General features: G+C 54.7%; 25 protein-coding genes. 7 read left to right on the forward strand and 18 right to left on the reverse strand.

What is annotated here, in order from left to right; genetic code table 11:
- Positions 1-10: 10 nt before the first annotated feature.
- The 7 genes from ACFQPC_RS09655 to metE all read right to left on the reverse strand — a co-directional run bounded on the left by ACFQPC_RS09655 (position 11) and on the right by metE (position 8,722).
- A complete protein-coding gene (locus ACFQPC_RS09655; RefSeq protein ID WP_382271648.1) occupies positions 11-2,473 on the reverse strand; it encodes a TonB-dependent siderophore receptor in 2,463 nt (820 codons plus the stop codon).
- A gap of 94 nt (positions 2,474-2,567) precedes the next feature.
- On the reverse strand, positions 2,568-3,572 hold the full coding sequence (locus ACFQPC_RS09660) for a FecR domain-containing protein (RefSeq protein WP_382271649.1): 1,005 nt from the start codon (positions 3,570-3,572) through the stop codon (positions 2,568-2,570).
- Between the two features lie 17 nt (positions 3,573-3,589).
- Positions 3,590-4,126 (reverse strand): sigma-70 family RNA polymerase sigma factor, encoded by a 537-nt coding sequence (locus tag ACFQPC_RS09665; RefSeq protein WP_012078618.1) that lies wholly within the window; start codon positions 4,124-4,126, stop codon positions 3,590-3,592.
- 85 nt (positions 4,127-4,211) lie between these two features.
- Complete coding sequence (locus ACFQPC_RS09670) at positions 4,212-4,748, reverse strand: AAA family ATPase (protein WP_382271650.1); 537 nt, start codon at positions 4,746-4,748, stop codon at positions 4,212-4,214.
- A gap of 26 nt (positions 4,749-4,774) precedes the next feature.
- Complete coding sequence (locus tag ACFQPC_RS09675) at positions 4,775-5,698, reverse strand: DUF2145 domain-containing protein (protein WP_382271651.1); 924 nt, start codon at positions 5,696-5,698, stop codon at positions 4,775-4,777.
- Positions 5,695-6,150: a hypothetical protein gene (locus tag ACFQPC_RS09680; protein WP_012078615.1), complete on the reverse strand. Its 456-nt coding sequence runs from the start codon at positions 6,148-6,150 to the stop codon at positions 5,695-5,697. Before ACFQPC_RS09680 ends, ACFQPC_RS09675 begins: the two co-directional genes overlap by 4 nt.
- A gap of 280 nt (positions 6,151-6,430) precedes the next feature.
- Entirely contained in the window at positions 6,431-8,722 is a 2,292-nt protein-coding gene (gene metE / locus ACFQPC_RS09685; RefSeq protein WP_382271652.1) for a 5-methyltetrahydropteroyltriglutamate--homocysteine S-methyltransferase, read from the reverse strand.
- A 109-nt stretch (positions 8,723-8,831) separates the two neighbouring features.
- Here metE and ACFQPC_RS09690 point away from each other — a divergent pair, with 109 nt between their 5' ends.
- The 4 genes from ACFQPC_RS09690 (at position 8,832) to ACFQPC_RS09705 (ending at position 12,943) form a co-directional block, all read left to right on the forward strand.
- Positions 8,832-9,743: a LysR family transcriptional regulator gene (locus ACFQPC_RS09690; protein WP_382271653.1), complete on the forward strand. Its 912-nt coding sequence runs from the start codon at positions 8,832-8,834 to the stop codon at positions 9,741-9,743.
- 286 nt (positions 9,744-10,029) lie between these two features.
- Positions 10,030-11,181 (forward strand): formyltransferase family protein, encoded by a 1,152-nt coding sequence (locus ACFQPC_RS09695; RefSeq protein ID WP_382271654.1) that lies wholly within the window; start codon positions 10,030-10,032, stop codon positions 11,179-11,181.
- A gap of 193 nt (positions 11,182-11,374) precedes the next feature.
- Positions 11,375-12,502: an aminotransferase class V-fold PLP-dependent enzyme gene (locus ACFQPC_RS09700; RefSeq protein ID WP_382271655.1), complete on the forward strand. Its 1,128-nt coding sequence runs from the start codon at positions 11,375-11,377 to the stop codon at positions 12,500-12,502.
- Between the two features lie 72 nt (positions 12,503-12,574).
- Positions 12,575-12,943, forward strand: coding sequence for a c-type cytochrome (locus tag ACFQPC_RS09705; RefSeq protein WP_382271656.1), 369 nt, complete (start codon positions 12,575-12,577; stop codon positions 12,941-12,943).
- A gap of 8 nt (positions 12,944-12,951) precedes the next feature.
- Here the strand turns inward: ACFQPC_RS09705 and ACFQPC_RS09710 are convergent, their stop codons facing one another.
- From ACFQPC_RS09710 to ACFQPC_RS09750, 9 genes are all read right to left on the reverse strand, one after another.
- Positions 12,952-13,503, reverse strand: coding sequence for an RBBP9/YdeN family alpha/beta hydrolase (locus tag ACFQPC_RS09710; protein ID WP_382271657.1), 552 nt, complete (start codon positions 13,501-13,503; stop codon positions 12,952-12,954).
- Complete coding sequence (locus ACFQPC_RS09715) at positions 13,500-14,345, reverse strand: EAL domain-containing protein (protein ID WP_382271658.1); 846 nt, start codon at positions 14,343-14,345, stop codon at positions 13,500-13,502. The genes ACFQPC_RS09710 and ACFQPC_RS09715 overlap by 4 nt, the downstream gene beginning before the upstream one ends.
- A 73-nt stretch (positions 14,346-14,418) precedes the next feature.
- A complete protein-coding gene (locus ACFQPC_RS09720; protein ID WP_012078607.1) occupies positions 14,419-14,637 on the reverse strand; it encodes a TOBE domain-containing protein in 219 nt (72 codons plus the stop codon).
- Positions 14,638-14,684: 47 nt separating this feature from the next.
- Positions 14,685-15,518: an ATP-binding cassette domain-containing protein gene (locus ACFQPC_RS09725; RefSeq protein WP_382271659.1), complete on the reverse strand. Its 834-nt coding sequence runs from the start codon at positions 15,516-15,518 to the stop codon at positions 14,685-14,687.
- Positions 15,519-15,798: 280 nt separating this feature from the next.
- Entirely contained in the window at positions 15,799-16,629 is an 831-nt protein-coding gene (ssuC, locus tag ACFQPC_RS09730) for an aliphatic sulfonate ABC transporter permease SsuC (RefSeq protein WP_382271660.1), read from the reverse strand.
- 9 nt (positions 16,630-16,638) lie between these two features.
- Positions 16,639-17,787 carry an FMNH2-dependent alkanesulfonate monooxygenase gene (gene ssuD / locus ACFQPC_RS09735; protein ID WP_382271899.1) on the reverse strand — a complete coding sequence of 383 codons (1,149 nt, stop codon included), beginning with the start codon at positions 17,785-17,787 and terminating at the stop codon, positions 16,639-16,641.
- A gap of 75 nt (positions 17,788-17,862) precedes the next feature.
- Positions 17,863-18,843 (reverse strand): sulfonate ABC transporter substrate-binding protein, encoded by a 981-nt coding sequence (locus ACFQPC_RS09740; protein WP_382271661.1) that lies wholly within the window; start codon positions 18,841-18,843, stop codon positions 17,863-17,865.
- Positions 18,844-18,978: 135 nt separating this feature from the next.
- Complete coding sequence (ssuE, locus tag ACFQPC_RS09745; protein WP_012078602.1) at positions 18,979-19,569, reverse strand: NADPH-dependent FMN reductase; 591 nt, start codon at positions 19,567-19,569, stop codon at positions 18,979-18,981.
- A gap of 24 nt (positions 19,570-19,593) precedes the next feature.
- Positions 19,594-20,598 carry a sulfate ABC transporter substrate-binding protein gene (locus ACFQPC_RS09750; protein ID WP_382271662.1) on the reverse strand — a complete coding sequence of 335 codons (1,005 nt, stop codon included), beginning with the start codon at positions 20,596-20,598 and terminating at the stop codon, positions 19,594-19,596.
- 220 nt (positions 20,599-20,818) lie between these two features.
- Here ACFQPC_RS09750 and ACFQPC_RS09755 point away from each other — a divergent pair, with 220 nt between their 5' ends.
- Both ACFQPC_RS09755 and ACFQPC_RS09760 read left to right on the forward strand, forming a co-directional pair.
- Complete coding sequence (locus tag ACFQPC_RS09755) at positions 20,819-21,868, forward strand: NADP(H)-dependent aldo-keto reductase (RefSeq protein WP_382271663.1); 1,050 nt, start codon at positions 20,819-20,821, stop codon at positions 21,866-21,868.
- A 78-nt stretch (positions 21,869-21,946) separates the two neighbouring features.
- On the forward strand, positions 21,947-22,501 hold the full coding sequence (locus ACFQPC_RS09760; protein WP_382271664.1) for an NADPH-dependent FMN reductase: 555 nt from the start codon (positions 21,947-21,949) through the stop codon (positions 22,499-22,501).
- Positions 22,502-22,589: 88 nt separating this feature from the next.
- Here ACFQPC_RS09760 and ACFQPC_RS09765 read toward each other — a convergent pair whose 3' ends face one another.
- Positions 22,590-22,991 (reverse strand): diacylglycerol kinase, encoded by a 402-nt coding sequence (locus ACFQPC_RS09765; RefSeq protein WP_012078598.1) that lies wholly within the window; start codon positions 22,989-22,991, stop codon positions 22,590-22,592.
- Positions 22,992-23,216: 225 nt separating this feature from the next.
- Here ACFQPC_RS09765 and ACFQPC_RS09770 point away from each other — a divergent pair, with 225 nt between their 5' ends.
- Entirely contained in the window at positions 23,217-23,993 is a 777-nt protein-coding gene (locus ACFQPC_RS09770; RefSeq protein WP_382271665.1) for an IclR family transcriptional regulator, read from the forward strand.
- Positions 23,994-24,073: 80 nt separating this feature from the next.
- On the opposite strand, the gene ACFQPC_RS09775 is transcribed toward ACFQPC_RS09770, so the two are convergent.
- Positions 24,074-24,385 (reverse strand): hypothetical protein, encoded by a 312-nt coding sequence (locus tag ACFQPC_RS09775; protein WP_382271666.1) that lies wholly within the window; start codon positions 24,383-24,385, stop codon positions 24,074-24,076.
- Between the last annotated feature and the right edge of the window lie 54 nt (positions 24,386-24,439).

Raw genomic sequence — 24,439 nt, forward strand, 5'->3', positions numbered from 1 at the left:
AGCTTCTGATTTAAAACGGCATCTGTGCCGAGAACGCTACACTGCGCGGAGTACCCAGGTAGTAGCTGTTAAGCCAGTAATCACGATCAGCTACGTTGTTGACATTCAGGCGTAGCGTCAATGGACGACCTGATACCTGCGTAACATAGCGCATACCCAGGTCAACTGTCGTATATGCAGGCAAGCGACTGGTATTCGTCTCGGATGACCACTGTTTTCCGACATGATAAACGCCGCCGCTCACGCTCAAACCCGTCACCCAGGGCAATGCATATTCCGAATACAGCTTGGCCAGCATCTTCGGCACATTTGCCGGCGCACCACCATCAAACTCGCCGCCCTCGACTTTCGCTGTCAGCATGGTCACGCCGCCCACCACACTCCATGCATTAGTCAGTTTACCGAATGCCGATACTTCGGCACCTCGATTGCGCTGCTTGCCATCCTGGCGGTAAGTACCGCTCGCGTCAGTGAATTCATTAGCCTTCTCAATATCGAACAGTGCGCCACTTAGGAGTACGCCACCCAGCTCCGCCTTCACGCCGATTTCTTTTTGCTTGCTTTGCATCGGTGGCATGATCGCCAGCTGATTGGTCGCGGTCAGGGGTGCTGTGCCTCCTTGCTCCAAACCTTCAATATAAGTAGCGTAGGTTGTCAGCCATGGCACCGGCTTGAATATCAGCGATGCGCTGGGTGAATTGCGTGAGCGCTTATAGTCTGGCTGTTCGACGTTGGTGCTACCATCCGGCTCCCGGCCTATGGTCTTGATCGTGCTGCGATTGACTCCCACCAGGGCAGACCATTGATCATTGAATTTCACCAGGTCACCGATCATAAAATTGTCATTGGTGGTGCGGCTGGCGTAGTACATGGAGTTTGGCGGAACCGCCGGCCACACTGGTTGTGCTACATGCGTAGGCGTGCCGAAGCCATAGGGCCCCTGCCAGCCAGTGTTCGGGGAATAGGAAGTCTGCCATTGGCTATCGGTATATCCAAAATAACCCAACGTTACCTTATGACTGATTGATCCTGTAGCGAAAGAGAGATCGGCGAGTGCCTGCTTGCTTTCGGATTCCGTTTTGGAGTAACCGGAATGGATGCGGATCTGTGAGTATCCGGTCGGCGAGCTGACAGAATTCATGGTGTGATCCTGCTTGGGCCGATCCTGATCCTCGCGTATATATGCCACACGCAAAGTAAGATGTTCGTTGGCCTCGAAAGTCGCCTTGGCCATTAATTTCCTGGTTTCCATCTCATCCCGGATCCATGGCTGGCTCCAGTTCTTGCTCGAGTCCGGTGCCTTGATGCGCGGCACCCCTTCTTCAAAGAACCAATAGGCAGTGGGTGCCTGCATCTTGTAGTCGCTGTAGGAGCCACCGAGCTCGACCTTGAACCGATTCGTAATATTGAAGTCCAGCGCCACACTCGCCAGCGTCCGGTCTATCTTTTGATCATCGACTGCGGTCTCGCCATCCTGGCGTACGAGGTTGACGCGATAGCCGATCTTGCCGTCGGCGTCGAACGAACCACCGAAGTCACCGTGGATGTAGTTCTGGCTGCCTCCGTAATTACCAACCGTAATGCTGTTCAGACGATCTTTGGTGGGACGCTTGTTCACATAGTTCACCATGCCGCCAGGCGACGCTGCACCAAACAGGAAGCCGGAAAGACCATTCAGCACTTCGACGCGCTCTTTGTCTTCCATTGACACTGCAAAGCCATATGAACGGCGCAGGCCATCTTCGGCACGATCGTAACTACCGAAGCCGCGTATCTTCACCATTGGCGCCCAGCCACTGCCTTGCGGTGTTTGCGACAAGGTGGATGGACTGATTTTGTACACATCGTCAGGCGATTGTGCCTGGATATTTTTTATTAACTCTTGCGATACGACGTTGACGGAAAACGGCGAATCAAGCAAATCCATATTGCCCAGTGCGCCCATCGACGATACCGACCTTGTGCGATAGCCATCGGCCGCTTTGCCTTCCCCCTGCAAGGACTGTGTATAGCTTTCATTTACCGCCAGCACCGTAACCGCCGGCAGCAAGCCGCTATCAGGTGTCGTTTGCTTCTTCAATGTGTATTTACCGCTGCCGTTATTAACGATTTCGAGATTACTGCCCTGCAGGATCCTGGCAACGCCATCATTGATGCCGAACTCGCCCTGCAAACCCGGGCTGTTCAGGCCTTCTACCAGCGCCGGCGGATAAACCAGCAACACACCCGAGGTCTTGGCAAACGAGGTCAAGGCAGCCTCCAGCGATCCGGCCGGAATGTTGTAACGTTTGCTGGCCGGACTGGCTTGCGCGGTTTGCGCCAACGCTGCGGTGCTGGCCGCAAGGGTGCCTAAAGCGAGTGCTACCGCCGCCATCCTGAATACGGCGAGGCGCACCGAGTGGGCCAATGGTTGAAGTTTCAATGGTGCAGCGAGGTAAAGAGTGCCGTGACGGCTCTTTGTAGCGAATTTCATGGTTACCTTTTCTTGCGTCAATGGAGTGTTCTTATCTCTGTTGTCGCGCTGCTCGGGAAAAGGTACAGAAATTAATTGAAATATTTTTAAACGATCATGAGGCTGCCGTATCCACCGGCCCTGCCGGCACTATCCGCGTCCAGTACCTGGTAAATGTTTGCACCCGTACCGGTAATACTTCAGTCAGGGAAGTCAGTATCTTTTGCATATCATTCAACGGAAATACGCCGGACAGGCGCAAACTAGCGCTGGCCGGATCGCACGACAGATGGCCGGGACGATAACGCTTCAGCTCTGCAATAAAATCATCGAGCCGCATATCAGATGCAATCAGCACACCCTCGGTCCATGCGGCCTGTGCACTAATGGCGTGTGGCGGCGTCACCACGCCTTCGGCGTTGAAGCTGCCTGCCTGTCCCGCATCCAGCCGCACTACCTGCCCCGGCTTATTGGCAGGGATTAATTCCACCGCTCCTTCCAATACTGCTACCTGGCTAATATCGCCATCGTGTCGCACCGTAAACTTTGTACCCAGCGCAAGGATGCGGCCGGCAGCGGTTTCCGCCATGAAAGGACGTGCCGGTGATGCACTATCTTTGGCAGTGGTGATCAATAATTCGCCACGCACCAGTTGCACCAGGCGCAAGGCCGAGTCATAGCGCACATTCACTGCGGTATCGGTATTGAGCTCCAGCTGCGTACCATCAGTCAGCTTGAAATTGAGCTGCTCGCCGGTCGCGGTGCGTATTTCACTGCTGAGGGTTTTCCACAACATGGTTTCTGATGACAACCATGCGGCGGTACCCACGGTCACAACAGCAGAGAAAGTCTTGAGCGCTTTACGGCGGCTGCGCGAAGCCGGCTGCGCAATGCTCGCTATCGCGGTGTCGGCAGACACGCCATTCATACGCCCGCGCAATTGCTGGTTGACGTCTTCAATATGCAACCACGCACGTTCATGTTCCGGATCTGCCGCGCGCCATTTCTGCCATGCGGCGCGACTATCCGAGTCGGCGCTGCCCGACCACAGATGCACCAGCCATTCGACAGCTTTATCGATGACTTGCGGATTGAGTGTTGCGGTGTTTGATTCAGGCATGAGTTTTGTGTCGACAATCAGGCTTGCGCGCCAGGAAAATAAATCTGGCGTATCGCACGTGCCATGTACTGCTTGACGGAACTGAGGGAGACATCCAGGCGTTCCGCAATCTCGGCATAAGGCATGCCGTCAATCTGCGCCCACAGGAAAGCCGTCCTGACCTTGGCTGGCAAACCGTCGAGGATGCGATCGATTTCAAGCAGGGTTTCAATCACGATGGCTTGCGTTTCCAGTGACGGCACCAAAGGCTCGGGCAGATCGGCAATGCTATCGAGATAAGCACGCTCGACTTCGAGGTGACGGAAATAACTGGCGAGGACGCGCTTGGCGATGGTGGTCAAAAAGGCACGCGGGGTATCGATCTCGACCGCATTGCGCGTTTCGATCACACGCATATAAGTGTCATGCGCCAGATCCGCCGCATTGTGTGGACAGCCGGTTTTTTTACGCAACCAAGCCTTCAGCCATCCGTGATGGTCACTGTAGAGCCGGGTAAGCGAATCAGAAGAACTTGCGGTATGCACGACATGCTCCAGGGCAGATGCACTAAGCATCATTAAATTGGCTGGCGGCACAAAGGCGGGGCTGGCTGGTCTAGTTGAGAACTGTTCTCATTATTCCAGTGCGGCTGGTACAGCGTCAATGTTTTGCGGCGAATGTGTTGTAGTCGTGCGAATGGCGTAGCGCAAGCACCCGCTGCAAGCGCTCTTCCGTAGTAAGGTCACCTTCCAGGTACAGCACCGTGCACTTTCGCATACCCAACCATTGCCTGTGGCGTTCCAGGCTGCGACCTTCAGCCGTGCCTTCGTCATATTGCGCGGCCCAGGCAAGGAATTCCGGATCAGCCTTACCGAAGCGGTGTTCTTCGCGTAGCTTGAGGCGTGCCAGCCTGAGTTCGGTCGGGATGTACAGGAAAACCACCAGGTCGAAAACATCTTCCAGCTCCTGCCCCCAGCCGATCAGCGAACCCGCAACGACGGCGTCTGGCTTGCTGCGGATATCCTGCAACAAGACGCCGCCACGTTCAGCTTCTGCGCGCTTGTGTTGATAGGGTGGATCGCTGGGCAGCCAAAAGTAATCATCGGTTTCAATGAAAGTCGCATGGGTGGCTTCAGCCAATGCTGCTGCAAGCGTGGAAGTGCCGGAGCCGGCAGCGCCGGTAATGAGGATATGCATAGAACCAAGAAAAGGCGTGGGTAATATTAGCCGTCAAGCGGAACCACGCGGTCACCCTCGCCCGGCACGCAACCATCGGCAATCGGGGTCCAGCCGCGATGCACGACAACCTGCTTGCCGTCATGGCAGATTTCCACGCGCTCACTGCTGGGGTATTGCTCATGGACGAAGGTTTCCACCGTCGACGGCAAACTGATTTTCAACTTCAGCGCATAGCGGTCTTCGGCCGGATGATCATCCAGATGCAGCAGCGGAACGAAGCTCGATGCAAACATCAGCCAGTGTGAGTTAACAGGTGTCGGCTCCGGCGCGTAATGCGCCTGCTGCAACCAAAGCTGTGCACGCTTGCGCAAGTCTGCGCCATCGTCCAGATGTCCCCAGCCGGCCGCCATGGTTTCCATCACCCACTGATTGCAGTTCTGATAGTTGAGGCCGTAGGCATAGGCATTTGCACTATAGGTCGCCGCCAGCAAACGCAATACGCGTTGCTTGTCCAGCGCCGCTTCCTTCAGCATTTGTGCCGCTTCGGCCGGAACCTTGACGATGGAAATATAGCCCAGCGCAGGATTATCGATGCCCATCGCAAACCCCGCCATGCCCTGGTCGTAAATGCGCGGACGTTCTTCTTCACAGGCATAGTAAAGCTGGCGAGCAGTCCACACTTTGTCTTCATCGCGCCAGGCAATGGCGGCATGCGAATAACGAATATTAAAGCGTGACAGGTCGAGGCCGGAGCGGCTGATCAGGACGGTATCCGTGTTGGCAAGTGCCAATTCCTCGCGCACGACAGCCGCGAAACGCAATATGCGATCCTGCTGTCCGGCCGTGAGTTGATGCGCGCGATCACAGAAATTGGAGGCGGCTGACGAGCCGGAAGCGGCGTGTGCCGCACCGGCTGCGGTAAAGACCGCAACCGTCAGCGAAGAGTAAAAGAATTGCCTAAACCTCACAGACCGACAATACGCGGCGCGAGTTCTTCATGCCATTTGTCGGCAAGTACCAGATAGAAAGCTTCGCGCGTATCGCTACGGGCGAACTCGAGGCCATACACGCGATGCTGTGCATATACCAAGTCACCACGGCCGAGGCCCTGCTTGTCCAGGATATTGACCGGCAGGTCGAGCACGATGCGTTGCTGCGTTTCATCAGCCTGCATCGTTACACGACGAAAATCACCACGCTCCGGCGCTTCAGCCACATCGATGATGCGGTAATCGCCATCGGCGCGCTTGTCATCCTTACTCGAACTATCGCTGGATTCATGCAGCGAAGCGGAGACACTGCCGCTGGAAGCCGAACCTGCACTCGAAGCCGATGAAGGCAGGCTTTCAGCATGCGCCTGAAAGGCAAGACTCGTTATTGCAGCAAAGCAAGCAAGGCGAAGACCGTGGGGGAAATTCATGAAAGACTCCTTTTTATTATGCAAAACCAATATGAGATATCTGACTGGCAAGAAGCTGCAGAGTTCTCATAAGCGGCGGTTTCGGCACAATTTCTGGTACTCGACGCACTGAGTAGACATCGACATCTTATATTGTCTGCACAAATTTGAATGAGAAACCCGTCATTAAATTTGTATATGACAGGAAATCCCACCCTTGCCATTTGCCAACATCTGCAAATCGCCGACGACGCAAATAAAAAAGCCCGCTGAAAAGCGGGCTTTTTACTCTTGCAGACAATCAGGCTGATTGACGCAGGGTCTTGGCTGCTGCCACCATATTGTTCAGTGCCGGCAAGACTTCCGCCCATTGACGTGTTTTCAAACCGCAATCCGGATTGACCCACAGGCGCTCCGCAGGGACACGTTCTGCCGCTTTCTTCATCAGTTGCACCATGTGCTCCTGGGTCGGAATGTTAGGCGAGTGAATGTCATACACACCAGGGCCGATCTCATTCGGATAGTTGAAGTTATCAAACGCATCCAGCAACTCCATATCCGAACGCGATGTTTCGATCGTGATTACGTCGGCATCCATATCGGCGATCGACGCGATGATGTCATTGAACTCCGAATAGCACATATGGGTATGGATTTGTGTTTCATCTTCCACGCCATTGGCCGTGATACGGAACGATTCCACCGCCCAGTCCAGATATTCCTGCCATTGCGATTTACGCAGCGGTAAACCTTCACGCAGTGCAGCTTCATCAATCTGGATCACGTGCACACCGGCTTTTTCCAGGTCCAAGACTTCTTCGCGAATAGCCAGCGCCAACTGTTTGCATGAAACCGAACGCGGCTGATCATCACGCACGAAAGACCAGTTCAGCATCGTCACCGGACCGGTAAGCATGCCCTTCATTGGCTTCTTGGTCAGGGATTGGGCGTAAGTGCTCCATTCAACTGTCATCGCTTGCGGACGGCTGATGTCACCGAACAGGATAGGCGGTTTCACGCAACGCGAGCCGTAGGATTGTACCCAGCCGAACTGGCTGAAGGCATAGCCTTGCAGTTGTTCACCAAAGTATTCAACCATGTCATTACGCTCTGCTTCACCGTGCACCAGCACGTCCAGGCCCAGTGTTTCCTGTTCACGTACGCTGCGCTCGATCTCAGCCTGCATTGCAGTTTTATAGCTCGCATTGTCCAGGCGGCCGGCCTTGAATTCGCTACGTGCATGGCGAATCTCGGCGGTCTGCGGGAAGGAACCGATAGTCGTGGTCGGGTATGCCGGCAACTTAAGCAATGCAGCCTGTTTCTTCGCACGCAATGCGTAAGTGTTGTCACGTTTGCCCAAGCCTGCATCGATCTTGGCGATAGCTGCCTGCACTGCCGGATTGTTGACACGTGGCGACGCACGGCGTGCTGCCAGTGCTGCCTTATTCTCAGCCAACTCTGCTTTAACCGAATCACGCCCGCTACGCAGTGCTTTACCCAATACACGCAATTCATCCAGTTTCTGGATCGCATAGGCAAGCCAGGACTTGATCTCTGCATCCAGCTTTTGTTCGCTGTTCAGATCGACCGGCACGTGCAACAGGGAGCACGACGGTGCAACCCACAAGCGCTCACCCAGGCGTTTCGCCAACGGCTCTATCCAATCCAGCACGGCAGTCAGATCGGTTTTCCAGATGTTGCGACCATTGATCACACCCAGCGACAATACTTTGTCGGCGGACAGCAAATCGATCAGCGGCAATACATCATCACGACCATTGATGGCATCGACGTGCAAACCTGCAACCGGCAGGCTGGCGGCCAGTGCACGGTTTTCCAGCAATTGTCCAAAGTAAGTCGCCAGCAACAATTTGACGCGGCTGTTTTTCAACTGCTCGTAGGCAGCCTTGAAAGCGTTTTGCCAATCAGTGTCCAGTTCGGTAACGAGGATAGGTTCGTCGATCTGCACCCATTCCACACCTTGCGCGGCCAAAGCATCCAGCAATTGCGCATACACCGGCAACAAACGTGGCAACAAAGCGAGTTTGTACAAATCGTCCTTGGCCTTGCCTTGCGCCAGGTAAGTGATAGGGCCGATGATGACCGGCTTCGCCTTCACGCCTTGCGCCTTGGCTTCTGCCAGCTGCTCCAGCAAACGCGTGGTATCGAGCTTGAATTCGGTTGCAGCTGTGAATTCCGGCACGATGTAGTGATAGTTGGTATCGAACCACTTCGTCATTTCGCCGGCAGCAACACCGCCACAGCATGTGCCATGGTCTTCCGCGCCTTGTGCGGAACGGCCACGTGCAACGCGGAAGTAGTTGTCCAGCGTGTCACCGTGGAAACCACGTACACGTTCCGGCAGGTTGCCGAGAGTGAAGCTCATGTCGAGCATTTGATCGTAGAACGCGAAATCGCCGACCGGAACGAAATCCAGGCCTGCCTGGTTATCCCAATGGCGCTTGCGCAGTTGCGCGCCCAGATCTTTCAGGGCGTCGCGTGTAGACTCGCCCTTCCAGTAGGATTCGAGTGCAAATTTCAATTCACGCTTTGCGCCGATACGCGGAAAGCCCAGGTTATGTATGGTGGTCATTCGTTCGCTCCAAAAAACAAGAACAAACATGGTAGGCCGCGCAATCCATGAAGTAAAATGGTATTATCTCAGACATACATGAATTTCACTCATGCATTGAATTAGGCCCATGTTAGAGCGCATCCACCTCGCCGTCGTCCTCGAAGTAGAAAAACAAGGTTCCCTGACCGGTGCCGCCAACGTTCTGCACGTCACACAATCCGCACTGAGCCACAGTATGAAAAAACTGGAACAGCAACTCGGCACCGACATCTGGGTGCGCGAGGGACGTGCGTTGCGCCTGACGCAAGCCGGGCAATACTTGCTGGCGGTTGCCAATCGCGTGCTGCCGCAGCTGACGCTGGCCGAAGAACGGCTGCGCCAGTTTTCGCAAGGTGAACGCGGTGCCTTGCGCATAGGTATGGAATGCCACCCTTGCTATCAATGGTTGCTGAAAGTGGTGTCGCCTTACCTCACGGCCTGGCCGGATGTCGATGTCGACGTGAAGCAGAAATTCCAGTTCGGTGGCATCGGCGCCTTGTTTGCATATGAAATCGATTTGCTGGTCACACCGGACCCGCTGTACAAACCCGGCCTGCACTTCGAACCTGTATTCGACTATGAACAAGTACTGGTGGTACCGCGTAAGCACGCGCTGGCGAAGGTGAAGCATGTCGAACCGGAACAGCTGATGAGCGAAGTCCTGATCACTTATCCGGTGGCAACCGACCGGCTGGATATTTACAACCAGTTCCTGCTGCCGGCAGGCATCACACCCCGGCGCCACAAGACCATAGAGACGACCGACATCATGCTGCAAATGGTGGCCAGCGGCCGTGGAGTGGCGGCATTGCCACGCTGGCTGGTGCAAGAGTACGCCAGCAAAATGGACGTCGTACCGGTACGCCTGGGACCGGACGGTATCGCCAAACAGATTTTCCTCGGCGCGCGTGAAGCCGACCTCGATACCGACTACCTGCAGGCCTTTATTGCACAGGCACGGGAGCCTGTAGCCTCGTTTGCAAAAGGGAAAAAATCATAAGCCTGGCCGCCGTCCGGCCAAGCGGAAGCTGGCTGGTCGGTGCTGCCTTTCTGGTATCCTTGCGCGCTAGATGCTGCAAATTCGCTGTAAATTCAGTACCTGCAAGCATCCTGTTCCGGTCCCGGTGCGCCGCATGTTTCCGGGCGATCAGGCAGTCTCGGGCACAAGTTCATATCGTCATATGGCTAGCGTATAGCGCTAGTTTTAAAGGCAGTGCATCACACCTTGCACGCCGGGTTTCAAATTTGTATTTAACGGTTTTAAATAAATTGAGGGATAGATAAAAATGAAATGTGCATTGGTAGGTTCGCGCTATTTCGGCGCCTTGGTATTTGAGACGCTGCGCAAGGAAGAAGGTATCGAATTCACCAGCGTCGTCGCGCCGTCGGAAGATGACCGCCTGGCACAAGCTGCGCGCGCTGCCGGTGTACCGCTGCATGTGATGGAAAACCCGCGCTTTGTCCCGGGCGAAGCAATCGCAGAAGGTACCGACGTCATCCTCGCCGCCCACACCCATGCCCGCGTCAGCGATGAAGCACTGGCCCGCGCACGCCTCGGCGGTATCGGTTATCACCCATCCCTTTTGCCTAGACACCGTGGCATTGCTGCAGTCGAATGGACCATCCTCGAAGGCGACCCTATCGCCGGGGGCTCCATCTATCACCTGGCCGATGGCTGGGATGCCGGTGCGATTGCCGCGCAAGACTGGTGCTTCGTTGAAAAAGGTGAAAGCGCACGTGAACTGTGGGAGCGTGCACTCGCACCTATGGGCCTGAAACTGTTGAGCCAGGTCATCCATTACGCGGCTGAACACAATGCACTGCCAGCGTTTGAGCAAGACCAGCGCTTCGCAACCAAGGCACCGATGATCCGTCGCTCGGTGGTGCTGGCGGAAGAAGTCGAATCCAACACAGTTTCCCTTATCGTTTCCATCGTCGGTACTGACCGTCACGGCATCGTGCGCTCGCTGGCAGAACGTGCAGAACGCTACGGCGCGAACTGGGCCGCCAGCCGCATGACACGCCTGGCAGGTGAGTTCGCCGGTATGGTGCACTTCGAAGTGCCACGCGAAAACGCCGATGCCTTGACCAACGCATTGCGCAGCCTGGATTCCAGCGGCCTGCAAGTGGTCGTGGCGAAGAGCGATGGTGCAAATCTGTCCGATTCGATCAAGAGTGTCGAGCTCGAACTGGTCGGCGACGACCGCGTCGGCATCGTCAGCAGCCTGACCAAGATGCTGGCCGAGCGCAATATCAGCATCGAGAGCATCCACACTGAAATCGTACGCAGCGGCGTCTCCGGCAAGCAAACCTTCAAAATCGGCGCGCACCTGCTGGTCCCGGGCAAGCTGTCCATCGATGAGCTGCGTCAGGAACTGGGCGCACTGGCCCATGAAATGACAGTCGATATCGCCTTGGGTGAGAAGCCTGCGGCATAAAACTGAATTCCGCCGGATTAGCATTCCGACATGCCAAATAGATAATTAAGTGGCAATTCGGCGGACATTCTGAGCTTTACCCGGAGTTGGACGCCCGACTTTGGTAAAATCTACCCTTTTCGGTATTTCAATGTGTGGCCTGGCCAGGTAATCCCTGTTCAGGCCGAATTTCTTTATTATTGCTGGAGCAAACGTGCCAGGTCTCTTACCCAACGTCGATCCCGACGGTCTTCTTGAATACTCCGTCGTCTACACAGATCGTGCGATCAATCACATGTCCGAACGCTTCCAGGGCGTCATGCGTGACATTTCCAAGACTTTAAAACATGTCTACAAGGCGCAGTCCGCCATCGTCATGCCAGGCAGCGGTACTTTCGGCATGGAAGCGGTCGCCCGTCAGTTCGCTACCAAGCAGCAATGCCTGATCCTGCGCAATGGCTGGTTCAGCTATCGCTGGACCCAGATCCTGGACACCGGCAGCATCCCTGCCGCGACTACAGTACTGAAAGCACGTCAGTTGGAAGACTCGGCACAAGCGCCATTCGCACCGGCACCTATCGCTGAAGTCGTCGCAACAATCAAAGCGGAAAAACCGGCAGTGGTATTTGCGCCGCACGTGGAAACCGCTTCCGGCATCATGCTGCCGGACGATTACCTGCGCCAGGTTTCGGATGCAGTGCATTCGGTCGGCGGTTTGTTCGTACTCGATTGCATTGCTTCCGGCACCATCTGGGTCGATATGCAAGCGACCGGCGTCGACGTCCTCATCAGCGCACCGCAAAAAGGCTGGAGCGCTTCCGCTGGTTGTGCCTTCATCATGTTGAGCGCACTGGCCCGTGAAAAAATCGAATCCACGCAAAGCACCAGCTTCGCCTGCGACCTGCGCAAGTGGCTGCAAATCATGGAATCGTATGAACAAGGTGCAGTCGCCTACCACACCACCATGCCTACGGATGCATTGACCATCCTGCGCGGTGTAATGGAAGAAACCGCAGCTTACGGCTTCGACAAGGTCCGCGCCGAGCAACAGGAACTGGGCGACAAGGTCCGTGCCTTGCTGGTCTCCAAGGGTTTCAAGAGCGTGGCAGCCGAAGGCTTCCAGGCACCAGGCGTGGTCGTCAGCTACACCAACGACGACGGCATCCAGTCGGCCAAGAAGTTTGTCGCAGCCGGTTTGCAAACCGCTGCTGGCGTGCCATTGCAATGTGATGAACGCGCTGACTTCAAATCCTTCCGCGTCGGCCTGTTCGGCCTCGATAAGCTGCACAACATCGAGCGCACCGTAGCAAACCTGTCGAAGGCTTTGGACACGATCGTTTAAATACTGTCGTTTCCATTGCCGCTATGCGTGGTGGCTGTTCCAGCCATCACGCATGTCAGGTTCTGATCAAACATGTTCAAGAAATTATTCCTGTCGCTAGCACTTGGATTGCTGGCATCCGCCAGCCATGCAGCGGGTGATGTCGCCGCCGGTAAGCGTGTGTTTGCGAAATGTGCAAATTGCCATCAGGTCGGGCCTTCCGCCCGCGGCAACTTTGGACCACAGCTCAACGGTATAGTCGGACGCACGGCGGGAACGACGAAGGATTACAAGTATTCGGCGGCGATGAGTTCTTCCCGCGTGGTGTGGACTGAAGCGAAATTACGCGCCTTCATTAAATCGACGGATGATGTGATACCGGGTAACAAGATGCGCTTCTTTGGTATCAGCGATGAAAAGCAGATCACCGACTTGCTGGCTTATCTGCAAACCTTCAAATAAATCCATCCTCAGTTGCAGCTCGGATGCACCATATCCAGCAGTGTCTGCAACTGGCGCAAGCCCTGCTCCCAATCGCCCAGATCGGATTCCGCATTGATATGTCCGAGCGCACCGGCGCTAAGGAAACCACAACCCCAGACATCGGCCCAGTAAGCGGCGCGATTGCTCGCCATCCAAGGATCATTGCTACTGCCGATGACGATGGACGGGCATGGCAGGCGTGCATCGCGCAAGATATCGTCGACGCCGAATTTCTCCGGATCTGCCGGCGCTACCAGTAAGGCACCGGCCAAATCGAAACGACCATTGCTGGCCGCCTGCATCGTGGTCAGGCAACCGAAGCTGTGCGCGACGATCAATGTGGGTTGGTCCGATTCGCTGAGTACCTCTGTCATGCGCTGCGCCCAGCGCGCCAGGTCAGGCTGCGACCAGTCATCCTGCACGACGCGCTGGAAACTCGGATACAGGCGCTCCCAGCGTGATTGCCAATGTTCGGGGCCACTGCCATGCAGGCCCGGCACCACCAGTACACGATAATCGGATAAATAAGGAAGGGTCATGATTCCTGGCCTGCCGTCGCAATTGCTTCCGGCTCGCTTGCATCCTGCGCAAAGCTGGCCTTGGGTTGATCCCACAAATATCCCTGCGCCAGTATGGTTTGTTGTGCCTGGGCACCCAGCTTGCGCAGCTTGTCATAAATCTGGCTTGATTCTACACGTTTGAAAACCAGCTTCACATTCTTCTCACCGGCTACGCAGAGCAAGTCCAGGGTAGCGGCTTCATCCGTGATTTCCCGTACATCAACCTTGATCACATCCGGCTGCACCTGCTCCAGCAAGTCCAGCCCCTGCCGTGCATCAGCGGCATTCACTGCGAGGCGGAAACCGTTGCGCCGATAGTTGTCAGCGACATAGTTCATCAGCCAGGCCTGGTCCGGCTGGATCAGCGGCAATTGCAAAACGATTTTTTTATGCGGCAAACCGAGTACATCGAGTACACGGCGAAAGGACATGCCGTGATTGCTGTCGACTGCTGCCAACAGGCGTGCATGTACGCTGAGGTAGAGATCGTAATCAGCCATTTCCGGCTGGCGGTAAAAATTCACTGCATGCAGCAAGCGGCACAGTCTATCCAGTTCCACCGATTGTTCATCAGTGGCACCGGTATCCAGCAGTTTCCAGATACTCAGGCCGGTGTCGTTCCTGGAATAGCTGCGCATGAAGCCCTGCACACCTACGATGCTACCGGTTTCCGGCGTGCGTATCGGCTGGAAGGCGCTGGTCAGCGTCGAGTTGAAGTAGCGTCCGTGGGCTCGCCCCTGCTGGTCGAGCCACAAGGTACTGTCGGCTTGCGGGGCATCGTGCAAGCGCGATAAATATTGCTGCAAGGCGGGGAAACTCATGCTGCTCTTCCTTGATCATCAAGGAGACATCTGAAGGCGCATCGATGACACGTCTTTCAGACGCGCCTTAGGTTCATAACAATTTGGCGATCGATACTTCGGTTGCCTTGACCAGCGCCACTACTTCGGTACCGATCTTCAGTTCCAGATCCTTGACCGAACGTGTCGTGATGACCGAGGTAACAATACCGGCCGGTGTTTCGACATCGACTTCCGATACGACGTCGCCCAGGATGATGTTGCTGATCTTGCCTTTGAACTGATTGCGTGCGTTGATTTTTTCGATACTCATGGTGTTTCCTTTGTGTGGGTTAAAAATTCATTCAAATAAAAATCAGATCAAACTGCCCAGGCAAACTGGTTCACTGTTTTCAACAGTGATACATCGCCCAGGGAAGAATCTTGTGCATCCGCGGAAGGCGGAATCTGCAATACATGCGCCAGTATCCGTTCTTCCAGTTGTGCAAAGGTGGCATTGCCGCGCGCACGTGGTCGCGCCAGCGGGATACGTTCATCCAGTGTGATACGACCGTCTTCGATCAGGACCACACGATCGGCCAGTGCAATCGCTTCCTGCACATCGTGGGTTACCAGCAAAGCAGTGAAACCACGCTTTTGCCACAAGGTCTCGATCAATTGCTGCATCTCGATACGCGTCAATGCATCCAGCGCACCGAGTGGCTCATCCAGCAATAACAATTCAGGGTCATGCACCAGTGCACGCGCCAACGCGACACGCTGACGCTGACCACCGGACAATACGGCCGGCCATTCACCGGCACGTTCTTCCAGCCCGACTTGCCGCAAGGCCTTGAGCGAATCGTCCTTCTTCGGCAAACCGAGAGCGACGTTGTCTAGCACCCGCTTCCATGGCAACAGGCGCGAGTCCTGAAACATGATGCGGGTTTCCGGTTTGGTCTTGCCGTCACCGAAAGTGAGCTTGCCGCTGTCTGCCGTTTCCAGTTCCGCGATCAGGCGCAACAAAGTACTTTTGCCGCAACCGCTACGACCCACTACGGCGACAAACTCGCCCGGCTCCAGTACCAGTTCGATCGACTTCAGCACCTCACGTCCGGCATAGGACTTGTAGAGATTTTCTACCGCGACGCGGATACCGCGCCCGGCCGTCGGCGCAGTCGCCACCGCTGCTTGTTCTGTCTGATTAATTTGCATGGTCTGTCCCATCTTAGAACTCATTTCACAAATATCCGTGAGTGCGAACGCGGCTATTTGGGATGTAGTGCAAGGCGTGTCGCGCCGCCAAGGGTGGTCCCCTTGGCAAGCGGCGCAACGCAGCAGTACGCCCAAATAGCCCGTTCCCTTCGGGTTCTTACCAAAAGCGGCGCTGGCCGCGTTGTGCTCCTTGCGCATAGGCTACTATGCGACGCGTCGCACGCCTTGCCAGCACCGCTTTTGGTAAGAACGCATCTCACGGATATTTATGAAATGAGTTCTAATGGCGGTAACCCGGATGCCAGCGCAACCAGTAACCTTCAAGCGTGCGCGATACCACATCGGCCAGCTTGCCCAGCAATGCGTATAGCAGGATGCCGACCAGCACCACATCGGTTTGCAGGAATTCGCGTGCATTCATCGTCATGTAACCGATACCCGATTGCGCCGAAATCGTTTCTGCCACGATCAACAACACCCACACCAGGCCCAGCGAGAAACGCACGCCGACCAGGATCGATGGCAAGGCCCCTGGCAAAATGACATCGCGATACAGCGACCAGCCGGACAAGCCATAGCTCTTCGCCATTTCGATCAAGCCCTTATCGACTGAACGTATGCCGTGGAAAGTATTCAGGTAAACCGGGAAAAACACGCCGACCGCCACCAGGAAAATCTTCGATGTCTCTTCAATGCCGAACCACAGGATCACCAAAGGAATCAGGGCCAGAGCAGGAATATTGCGGATCATTTGCAGCGTGGTATCCAGCAGCGTTTCCGCAGTCTTGAATGTGCCTGTCAGCAAGCCCAGCAACAAACCCAATCCGCCGCCAACTGCAAAGCTGGTAGTCGCACGCCACAGGCTGACCTTGACGTGCGTCCACAATTCTCCGGAGAGTGCCAGCTCCCATGTCGCCTTCGCTACCGCAAACGGCTCCGGCAAGATACGGCTCGAGAGCCAGCCAAGTTGCGACGCGAGTTGCCACACGCTGATCAGCAGGACCGGCACGATCCACGGCACCAGTTTCTTCAAACCGCTGGCACGCCAGCTTGATGCTGTTTTGCCGCCGGTATTACTGCCAGTCGCAAGAGTCGGGAGAACTGCACTCATGGGAATTCCTTAGCTCTGTGAAACTTTAGGCAGGATGTCATTGGAAATGACTTCGCCGAATGGACCGGTCAAGACCGCTTCACCCGAACGTGCCTTGCCCTTGCCCAGCAATGGGAATACCAGTTCGGCAAAACGATACGATTCCTCCAGATGCGGGTAACCGGACAGGATGAAGGTTTCGATACCCAGGTCTGCGTATTCCTGCATACGTGCGGCCACCGTTTCCGCATCGCCTACCAATGCAGTCCCTGCACCGCCACGTACCAGCCCTACCCCGGCCCACAAGTTAGGCGACACTTCAAGCTTGTCCTTTTTACCGCCATGCAAGGCCGCCATGCGGCGCTGGCCTTCCGAATCCATCTTGTTGAATGAAGCCTGTGCCCGTGCGATCAGATCGTCGTCAACATACTTGATCAGTTCATCGGCGGCTTTCCATGCCTCTTCATTGGTTTCGCGCACGATCACGTGCAGGCGTATGCCAAACTTCAAGGTACGGCCGTGTTTGGCCGCACGTGCACGCATGTCGGCAATTTTTTCCGCCACCGCTGCCGGTGGTTCACCCCATGTCAGGTAGACATCGACTTGTTCTGCAGCCAATTCATGTGCCGCTGGTGAGGAGCCGCCGAAGTACAGCGGCGGATATGGTTTTTGTACCGGCGGGTACAAGGTTTTCGCGCCCTTGACCTGGATATGCTTGCCTGCGAAATCGTAGCCGGCATCACCGCCCTCACCAGACAAGGAGGCGCGCCATACTTTCAGGAATTCATCAGTGATTTCATAACGTTCTGAATGGCTTGCATGCAGGCCATCCGCTTCCAGTTCGGCTTGATCGCCACCGGTCACGACATTGATCAACAAACGGCCCTTCGACAAACGATCGAAAGTAGCAGCCATGCGCACGGCCAGGCCCGGGGTACTCAAACCCGGACGTACCGCGACCAGGAATTTCAATTGTTTGGTTTCACCGATCAGGCTCGACGCGGCAACCCATGCGTCTTCGCACGAACGGCCGGTCGGCAGCAAGACGCCGTCGTAACCCAGCGTATCTGCCGATACCGCGACCTGTTTCAGATAATCGAAATCAACCTGACGCGCACCTTTTGAGGTCCCCAGATAACGACTGTCGCCATGGGTCGGCAAAAACCAAAATACATTCAAACTCATGATCTCATTCCTTAAAACAAACTGGCGCCGTCATAACCATGCCTGCTGACTGACGCCCTGCTGCATTACTTAACGCTTGGCCGTAACCAGCGCATCCTTGACTGTGATTTTTTTCGGAATCAGTTTCAGATTGCTGAATACATCCGCAATCTTTTGCTGCTCGGCGATCACTTCCGCCGTCACCGGTTTGACGCCGTACGAATAACGTTTGGCTGCCAGTTCGACGCTAGGCTGATCGAGGCCGGTCTGGGCCGCCAAAATATTGGTGACTTCTTTCAGATTCTTGCTACTCCACTGGTCAACCTGGTCCAGTTCGTCGAGCAGGATAGAAACGATCTTCGGATTCTTTTCCGCATACGCACGCGAAGCGAGGAAGAACTGATGGTTGGCCACGATGCCGGTGCCATCCGCCAGCACGCGCGCACCAATCTGCTTTTCGGCAGCGGCGAGGAAAGGATCCCAGATCACCCACGCATCCACGCTGCCGCGTTCAAATGCAGCACGCGCATCGGCAGGAGCGAGGAAAATTGTTTCAATATCCTTGTAGTCGAGGCCGGCTCTTTCCAGCGCCTTGACCAACAGGTAGTGCACATTCGAACCCTTGTTCAGTGCAACTTTCTTGCCTTTCAGGTCGGCCACTGTTTTCAGCGTCGAGTTTTTCGGCACGATGATCGCTTCGCTGGTCGGCGAAGGCGGTTCATTGCCGACATACACCAGGTCTGCACCGGCCGCCTGCGCGAAAATCGGCGGCGCTTCACCTACGGTACCGAAATCGATACTGCCTACATTCAAACCTTCCAGCAGTACCGGGCCGGCCGGGAATTCGGTCCATTTGACTTCGATATTTTCTGCCGCCAGGCGTTTTTCCAATGTGCCGCGGCCTTTCAGGATCACCAGCGTGCCGTACTTCTGGTAACCGATACGCAAGACACTCTTGTTTTGCGCGCCGGCAAAATTCGGTAAACCAGCGCTCAGTGCACCTACCGCGGCAGCCGACAAATAACCCAGTGTGCGGCGTTTAGCCAGGCGCTTCTCGTTAGCATTGCTCATGTCGTTTTCCTTGTTATGCAAAAAATTGGCGAAAAAACTTCCCCATCGGTGCCTGGGCACCGATTTTTTCAAACTACCGGATAGAGATTTGTGCGGCTAAACTGCTTGCGCAGCTGTGTTCAAGCTAAGGCTCAATCAAACACTGCAGCGCACGCTGGAGAAAGGAATCGAGTCGAACTCGTTAAGCGCCACATCATTCAGCGCCGACAAGCTGGCGGAAAGGTTCTCTATACCATCGCTTACTCGCTTGGCAATCGCGGCATCCAGTGTCAACCCCTGCTCCGCAGACCAGTTGATCTGCAAATCAGTCGCATAAATGCTCGGCAATACATGCTTGGCATCCAGCGCCGACAACACAGGGCGCAAACCGTAATCGAGGGCCAGCATATGGGACTGGCTGCCACCTGTTGCCAGGGGCAAGACCAGCTTTCCACGCAAGCCGTCTTGTGGCAGCAGGTCGAGGAAGGCTTTCAGTATCCCGCTGTACGCCGCCTTGTAGACCGGCGTAGCAATCACGACCGCATCAGCCTGCGCCACCTGCTCCCGCGCAACCCGCAACAACTCATCATTAAAATCTGCATGCACCAGCGCCTGGGCAGGCAAATCACGTACATGCAGCTTCACATAACGGTGTCCCAGCAAAGCCAGTCTTTCGCCTACGTGATGCAGCAAGCGGGTAGAACGTGATGGTGTTGAAGGACTACCCGCGAGCAACAAAATATTCATTTCTGTTCCAAAGAATGATGCAGATTATTTTTTACCTGGTTGATAGATTTGGTCGAATACGCCGCCATCAGAGAAGTGCTTCTTCTGTGCTGCAGTCCAGCCGCCAACATCCGCAATCGTGTACAGCTTCACTTTTGGAAATTGCGATGCGTATTTTTTAGCTACTTTTTCATCAACAGGACGATAGTAGTTTTGCGCTGCGATTTCCTGGCCTTCGGTCGAGTACAAATACTTCAGGTACGCTTCAGCAACTTTACGTGTGCCGCGACGATCAACGACTTTGTCGACAACTGCAACTGGTGGTTCAGCCAGGATGCTCGACGAAGGAGCGACGATTTCCACCTTGTCCGGGCCCAGTTCCTTGATAGCCAGGATCGCTTCGTTTTCCCATGCCAGCAAAACGTCACCGATACCGCGTTCTACAAAGGTAGTGGTCGAACCGCGTGCACCGGAATCCAGCACAGGTACGTTTTTGTACAGTTTCGAGATGAACTCGGTGGCCGTTGCTTCAGTACCGCCCGGTTGTTTCAATGCATACAACCATGCAGCCAGGTGGTTCCAGCGTGCGCCACCCGATGTTTTCGGATTTGGTGTGATGACCGATACGCCTGGTTTCACCAGATCGTTCCAGTCCTTGATGCCTTTAGGATTGCCCTTGCGCACCAGGAATACAATGGTCGAGGTGTAAGGCGAGCTATTGTGCGGCAGGCGCTTTTGCCAGTCTTTGGCCAGCAAACCGTGTTCTGCAATCGCGTCGATGTCATATGCCAGTGCGAGGGTAACTACGTCTGCTTCCAGACCGTCGATCACGGCACGACCTTGTTTACCGGAACCGCCATGCGATGTCTTCAGCTTGAGGTCGTCACCGGCTTTGGCTTTCCATTCTTTGGCGAAAGCTTTATTGAATTCCTGATACAGTTCGCGTGTTGGATCGTACGAAACGTTCAACAACGACACTTCGGCAGCGTGCACGCCAGGCGCAACCAATGCGATTGCGAAAGCAGTGCCGAGCAGTTTTTTGAGCAACATTTTCTTCCCCTTGGGCGATTTCGTTTTCTGGAGATTGAAGATTAAATTGCCGCCGAAAAAAACAAAACGAATTGTTTCATCGTTCCTTATGCGTTTTATGCATAAGGAATATCTGCCCTTCTGCTGAAGAATCTCTTCTTTTCCAGCTTATAACCCCGCCGTACCTCATTCCTTAATTGTTGCTAGACTAAAAAAGCCAACCCTGAAAGGAATGCATGCAATGAAGTATCAGCAACTTGGAAAAACAGATATCAAAGTAAGTAATATCGCACTAGGCACCATGACCTGGGGCGAGCAAAACACCGAAGCCGAAGCACATGCCCAGCTCGATATGGCGATTGCCGCCGGCGTCAACCTGATCGACGCAGCCGAGATGTACCCGGTACCACCCAAACCTGAAACACAAGGCCTGACCGAACGTTATCTCGGCACCTGGCTGAAGAAATCCGGCAAACGTGATCAATTGATCATCGCCACCAAGGCCGCCGGCCCGGCCCGCCTGCCGCACCAGCCACAACATGTACGGCATGGCAAAACCAGCTTTGACCGTACCAGCCTGACCGAAGCCCTGCATGGCAACCTGGAACGCCTGCAAACGGATTACATCGACTTGTATCAACTGCACTGGCCGGATCGCAGCGTGAATATCTTTGGTCGGCAAAACTACACGCACTTCGCGGATGAAGATACCGTCCCTATCGCCGAGACCCTGTCGGTACTGGCCGACTTCGTCAAACAGGGCAAGATTCGCTATATCGGCGTGTCGAATGAAACACCGTGGGGCCTCGCTCAATTCCTGCGCGCATCCGAGCAATTAAACTTGCCACGCATCGTCAGCATCCAGAATCCGTACAGCCTGGTGAATCGTTATTTTGAAATCGCGCTGTCGGAATTCTCGCATCAGGAACAGATAGGCTTGCTCGCATATTCACCCCTGGCCTTCGGTGTCTTGTCCGGTAAATACCTGAATGGCGCGCGTCCTGCCGACGGTCGCATCACGCTGTTTGAACGCTTCGTACGCTATAAGGCACCACAAGTGGAAACCGCGGTGGCAGCCTATGTCGCACTGGCGCACAAACATGGCCTGGCCCCCGCGCAAATGGCTTTGGCATATGTCAACACACGACCGTTTTTAACGAGTACGATTATCGGTGCAACCACGCTTGGGCAATTGCAAAGTAATCTGGACAGCATCGATCTCGAACTGGATAAAGCAGTCCTGGACGGCATCGAAGAAATTCACTCCCGGCATCCGAATCCCGCTTCGTGATACCGGGTATCAGCATCAATAGAAGCAGCACTACACATCAATAAGTAAACGCAGCACTTCTCCCACGAAAGGAAGGTCATGAGTAAAACTTATAACGTCGCTGTTGTCGTCGGCAGCCTGCGCAAGGATTCGATGAATCGCAAGATGGCACATGCGCTCATCAAGCTGGCGCCGGAATCATTGAAACTGAGCATAGTGGAAATCGGCGAGCTGCCGCTTTTCAACCAGGACCACGAAGAAACGCCAACGCCTGCCATCAGCGATTTCAAGCAAAAGATCAAGGCGGCGAATGCGGTACTCTTCGTGACACCTGAATACAATCGTTCAGTACCGGGCGTCCTGAAGAATGCGATCGATACCGGCTCCCGCCCATATGGCCAAAGTGCATGGAGCGGCAAACCCGGTGCGGTTGTCAGCGTCTCGCCCGGTGCTGTCGGTGGCTTTGGCGCGAATCATCACCTGCGCCAGGTGCTGGCTTCGGTCAATGTGCCAACCATGCCGCAACCGGAAGCCTATATCGGTAACGGCAATAAATTATTCGATGCCAACGGCGATATCACAGAACAATCGACTGCCGATTTCCTGAAGAAATTCCTGATCGCGTTTGATCTCTGGATAGAACGTAATATCTAAGCAGGCCGATCCCGGGTTACAAATAAAAACGGCGTAGCAAGGAGGACATCCTTGTTACGCCGTTTTTTATTCGAATACCTTTACAGCATCAGCCGCCGGTAAATAAAGGCCACAGGATTACCAGCCAGGTTGCACCCGCCAGGAACAGGGCCAGCATCACTGCGGCACTACCAAAGTCTTTCGCATTCTTGGACAAGGGATTGCGCTCCAGCGAAACACGATCCACCACCGCTTCGATCGCCGAATTCAACAACTCGATGATCAAGACCAGCACAAAGACACCAATCAGCAATAACTTCTGCAACGCCGGTACCGGCAGCAGCAATGCCGCGATGGTCGCGATCACGACGACGAACAATTCCTGTCGGAAGGCATGCTCGCCCTTCCATGCAGTCTTGAAGCCGGCAATCGAATAACCGACTGCGGAAAAGATGCGCTTCAAGCCGCTTTTGCTTTTGAATTCGCTAACAGGTTGTTCTTGATTGATCATGCGATTCACAGGATAGGGATAAGGGAAAATAATGCCGCGCAACAGGCTGCTGCGATTATCGGTGCAAGACCGGCCGGACACAAGCGCGGCCAAGCCGGAATTATCCGTATCCAGCTGTCAACACCGCGTTAAGAAAGCTTGCTTTCACTCAATAAAACGAAAGTAGACTTTTGTCATCTTTCACAATGTGATATAAAGTCTGGACTGCAATGCACAAACCAGAACATGAAAACAGCAGCAGATACGGATAAAACCTCGATTCAAGTCATAGAGCGCATGGTTGCGCTATTGGATGCCTTGGCGCTCTACCCTGACCCGGTCAGCCTGAAAGAACTCTCCAGCGTGACCGGCCTGCATCCTTCCACCGCGCATCGCATCCTCAACGACCTCGTCATCAAGCGTTTTGTTGATCGTTCCGAGCCTGGCACTTATCGCCTCGGCATGCGTTTGCTCGAGCTCGGCAACATCGTCAAGAGCCGCCTCGACGTACGCGAAGCAGCATTGGACCTGATGCGCCACCTGCATCGCAAAACCAATCAAACCGTGAATTTGTCGGTACGACAAAACGACGAAATCATTTACATCGACCGCGCCTTCTCCGAACGCTCGGGCATGCAGGTGGTGCGCGCAGTCGGCGGTCGCGCGCCCTTGCACCTGACCTCCACCGGCAAATTATTCCTGTCGATAGACGAGCCACGCATGGTGCAGGCGTATGCAACGCGTACCGGCCTCGCCGGCCACAACAAGAATTCGATTACCGACCTGAAGAAGCTCGAAGGCGAATTGAATCAGGTGCGCCTGCATGGCTATGCCCGCGACAATGAAGAACTCGAGCTCGGCGTACGCTGCATGGCGGCGGGTATCCATGACGACACCGGCAGGCTGATTGCCGGCTTGTCGATCTCCGCACCGGCAGATCGCCTGCAGGAAGAATGGCTGGCTGATTTGATGGATACGGCCAAGCAAATTTCTGCAGCGCTTGGTTATAGCGAAGCGGCGTAGATTTATTCCCCGCTCAGTCAGTGAGCGCCAATAAAAAAGGCGAACCGCAGTTCGCCTTTTTTATTGCCGGGATGCCTGGTTTAATCAGACTTTTTTCGTACAAGCGCTTTGCTTCCCTGCAACACGCCATATACAAGCATTGCTGTGTAAAACCACACTCCCCAAATGAAGATAAACAACAATGAATTCCACTCCAATGCAGACGGGGACGGATCGCTTTCACCGACGAGCATGAGTATGCCCAGCACTAGCAAGACCAAGATGCCAACAAGTACGCACGCCCGGCTGAATCTGCTTACCGACCAGAATCGAATCGCAACTATAGTGGACGGCAGCACCACGGCAATGAATCCGACCAAGAGCAAAACAAAATATCCGGCACTGAATTCCATTTCATCATCCATCAAGTAAAAACGGCAGGATCCGAAATCGAATCCTGCCGTTAG

The organism is Herminiimonas glaciei, assembly GCF_042664955.1.
Taxonomy (GTDB): domain Bacteria; phylum Pseudomonadota; class Gammaproteobacteria; order Burkholderiales; family Burkholderiaceae_D; genus Oxalicibacterium; species Oxalicibacterium glaciei.

Coding starts and splice junctions, on each gene's coding strand:
- ACFQPC_RS09715 (WP_382271658.1), bottom strand. CDS start 14,345: ATGAGTTTCCCCGCCTTGCAGCAATATTTATCGCGCTTGCACGATGCC.
- ACFQPC_RS09770 (WP_382271665.1), top strand. CDS start 23,217: ATGAAAACAGCAGCAGATACGGATAAAACCTCGATTCAAGTCATAGAG.
- ssuE (WP_012078602.1), bottom strand. CDS start 19,569: ATGAATATTTTGTTGCTCGCGGGTAGTCCTTCAACACCATCACGTTCT.
- ACFQPC_RS09665 (WP_012078618.1), bottom strand. CDS start 4,126: ATGCTTAGTGCATCTGCCCTGGAGCATGTCGTGCATACCGCAAGTTCT.
- ACFQPC_RS09740 (WP_382271661.1), bottom strand. CDS start 18,843: ATGAGCAATGCTAACGAGAAGCGCCTGGCTAAACGCCGCACACTGGGT.
- ACFQPC_RS09755 (WP_382271663.1), top strand. CDS start 20,819: ATGAAGTATCAGCAACTTGGAAAAACAGATATCAAAGTAAGTAATATC.
- ACFQPC_RS09765 (WP_012078598.1), bottom strand. CDS start 22,991: ATGATCAATCAAGAACAACCTGTTAGCGAATTCAAAAGCAAAAGCGGC.
- ACFQPC_RS09680 (WP_012078615.1), bottom strand. CDS start 6,150: ATGAATTTCCCCCACGGTCTTCGCCTTGCTTGCTTTGCTGCAATAACG.
- ACFQPC_RS09670 (WP_382271650.1), bottom strand. CDS start 4,748: ATGCATATCCTCATTACCGGCGCTGCCGGCTCCGGCACTTCCACGCTT.
- ACFQPC_RS09720 (WP_012078607.1), bottom strand. CDS start 14,637: ATGAGTATCGAAAAAATCAACGCACGCAATCAGTTCAAAGGCAAGATC.
- ACFQPC_RS09750 (WP_382271662.1), bottom strand. CDS start 20,598: ATGTTGCTCAAAAAACTGCTCGGCACTGCTTTCGCAATCGCATTGGTT.
- ACFQPC_RS09760 (WP_382271664.1), top strand. CDS start 21,947: ATGAGTAAAACTTATAACGTCGCTGTTGTCGTCGGCAGCCTGCGCAAG.
- metE (WP_382271652.1), bottom strand. CDS start 8,722: ATGACCACCATACATAACCTGGGCTTTCCGCGTATCGGCGCAAAGCGT.
- ACFQPC_RS09710 (WP_382271657.1), bottom strand. CDS start 13,503: ATGACCCTTCCTTATTTATCCGATTATCGTGTACTGGTGGTGCCGGGC.
- ACFQPC_RS09725 (WP_382271659.1), bottom strand. CDS start 15,518: ATGCAAATTAATCAGACAGAACAAGCAGCGGTGGCGACTGCGCCGACG.
- ACFQPC_RS09705 (WP_382271656.1), top strand. CDS start 12,575: ATGTTCAAGAAATTATTCCTGTCGCTAGCACTTGGATTGCTGGCATCC.
- ACFQPC_RS09655 (WP_382271648.1), bottom strand. CDS start 2,473: ATGAAATTCGCTACAAAGAGCCGTCACGGCACTCTTTACCTCGCTGCA.
- ACFQPC_RS09775 (WP_382271666.1), bottom strand. CDS start 24,385: ATGGAATTCAGTGCCGGATATTTTGTTTTGCTCTTGGTCGGATTCATT.
- ACFQPC_RS09695 (WP_382271654.1), top strand. CDS start 10,030: ATGAAATGTGCATTGGTAGGTTCGCGCTATTTCGGCGCCTTGGTATTT.
- ACFQPC_RS09690 (WP_382271653.1), top strand. CDS start 8,832: ATGTTAGAGCGCATCCACCTCGCCGTCGTCCTCGAAGTAGAAAAACAA.
- ssuC (WP_382271660.1), bottom strand. CDS start 16,629: ATGAGTGCAGTTCTCCCGACTCTTGCGACTGGCAGTAATACCGGCGGC.
- ACFQPC_RS09660 (WP_382271649.1), bottom strand. CDS start 3,572: ATGCCTGAATCAAACACCGCAACACTCAATCCGCAAGTCATCGATAAA.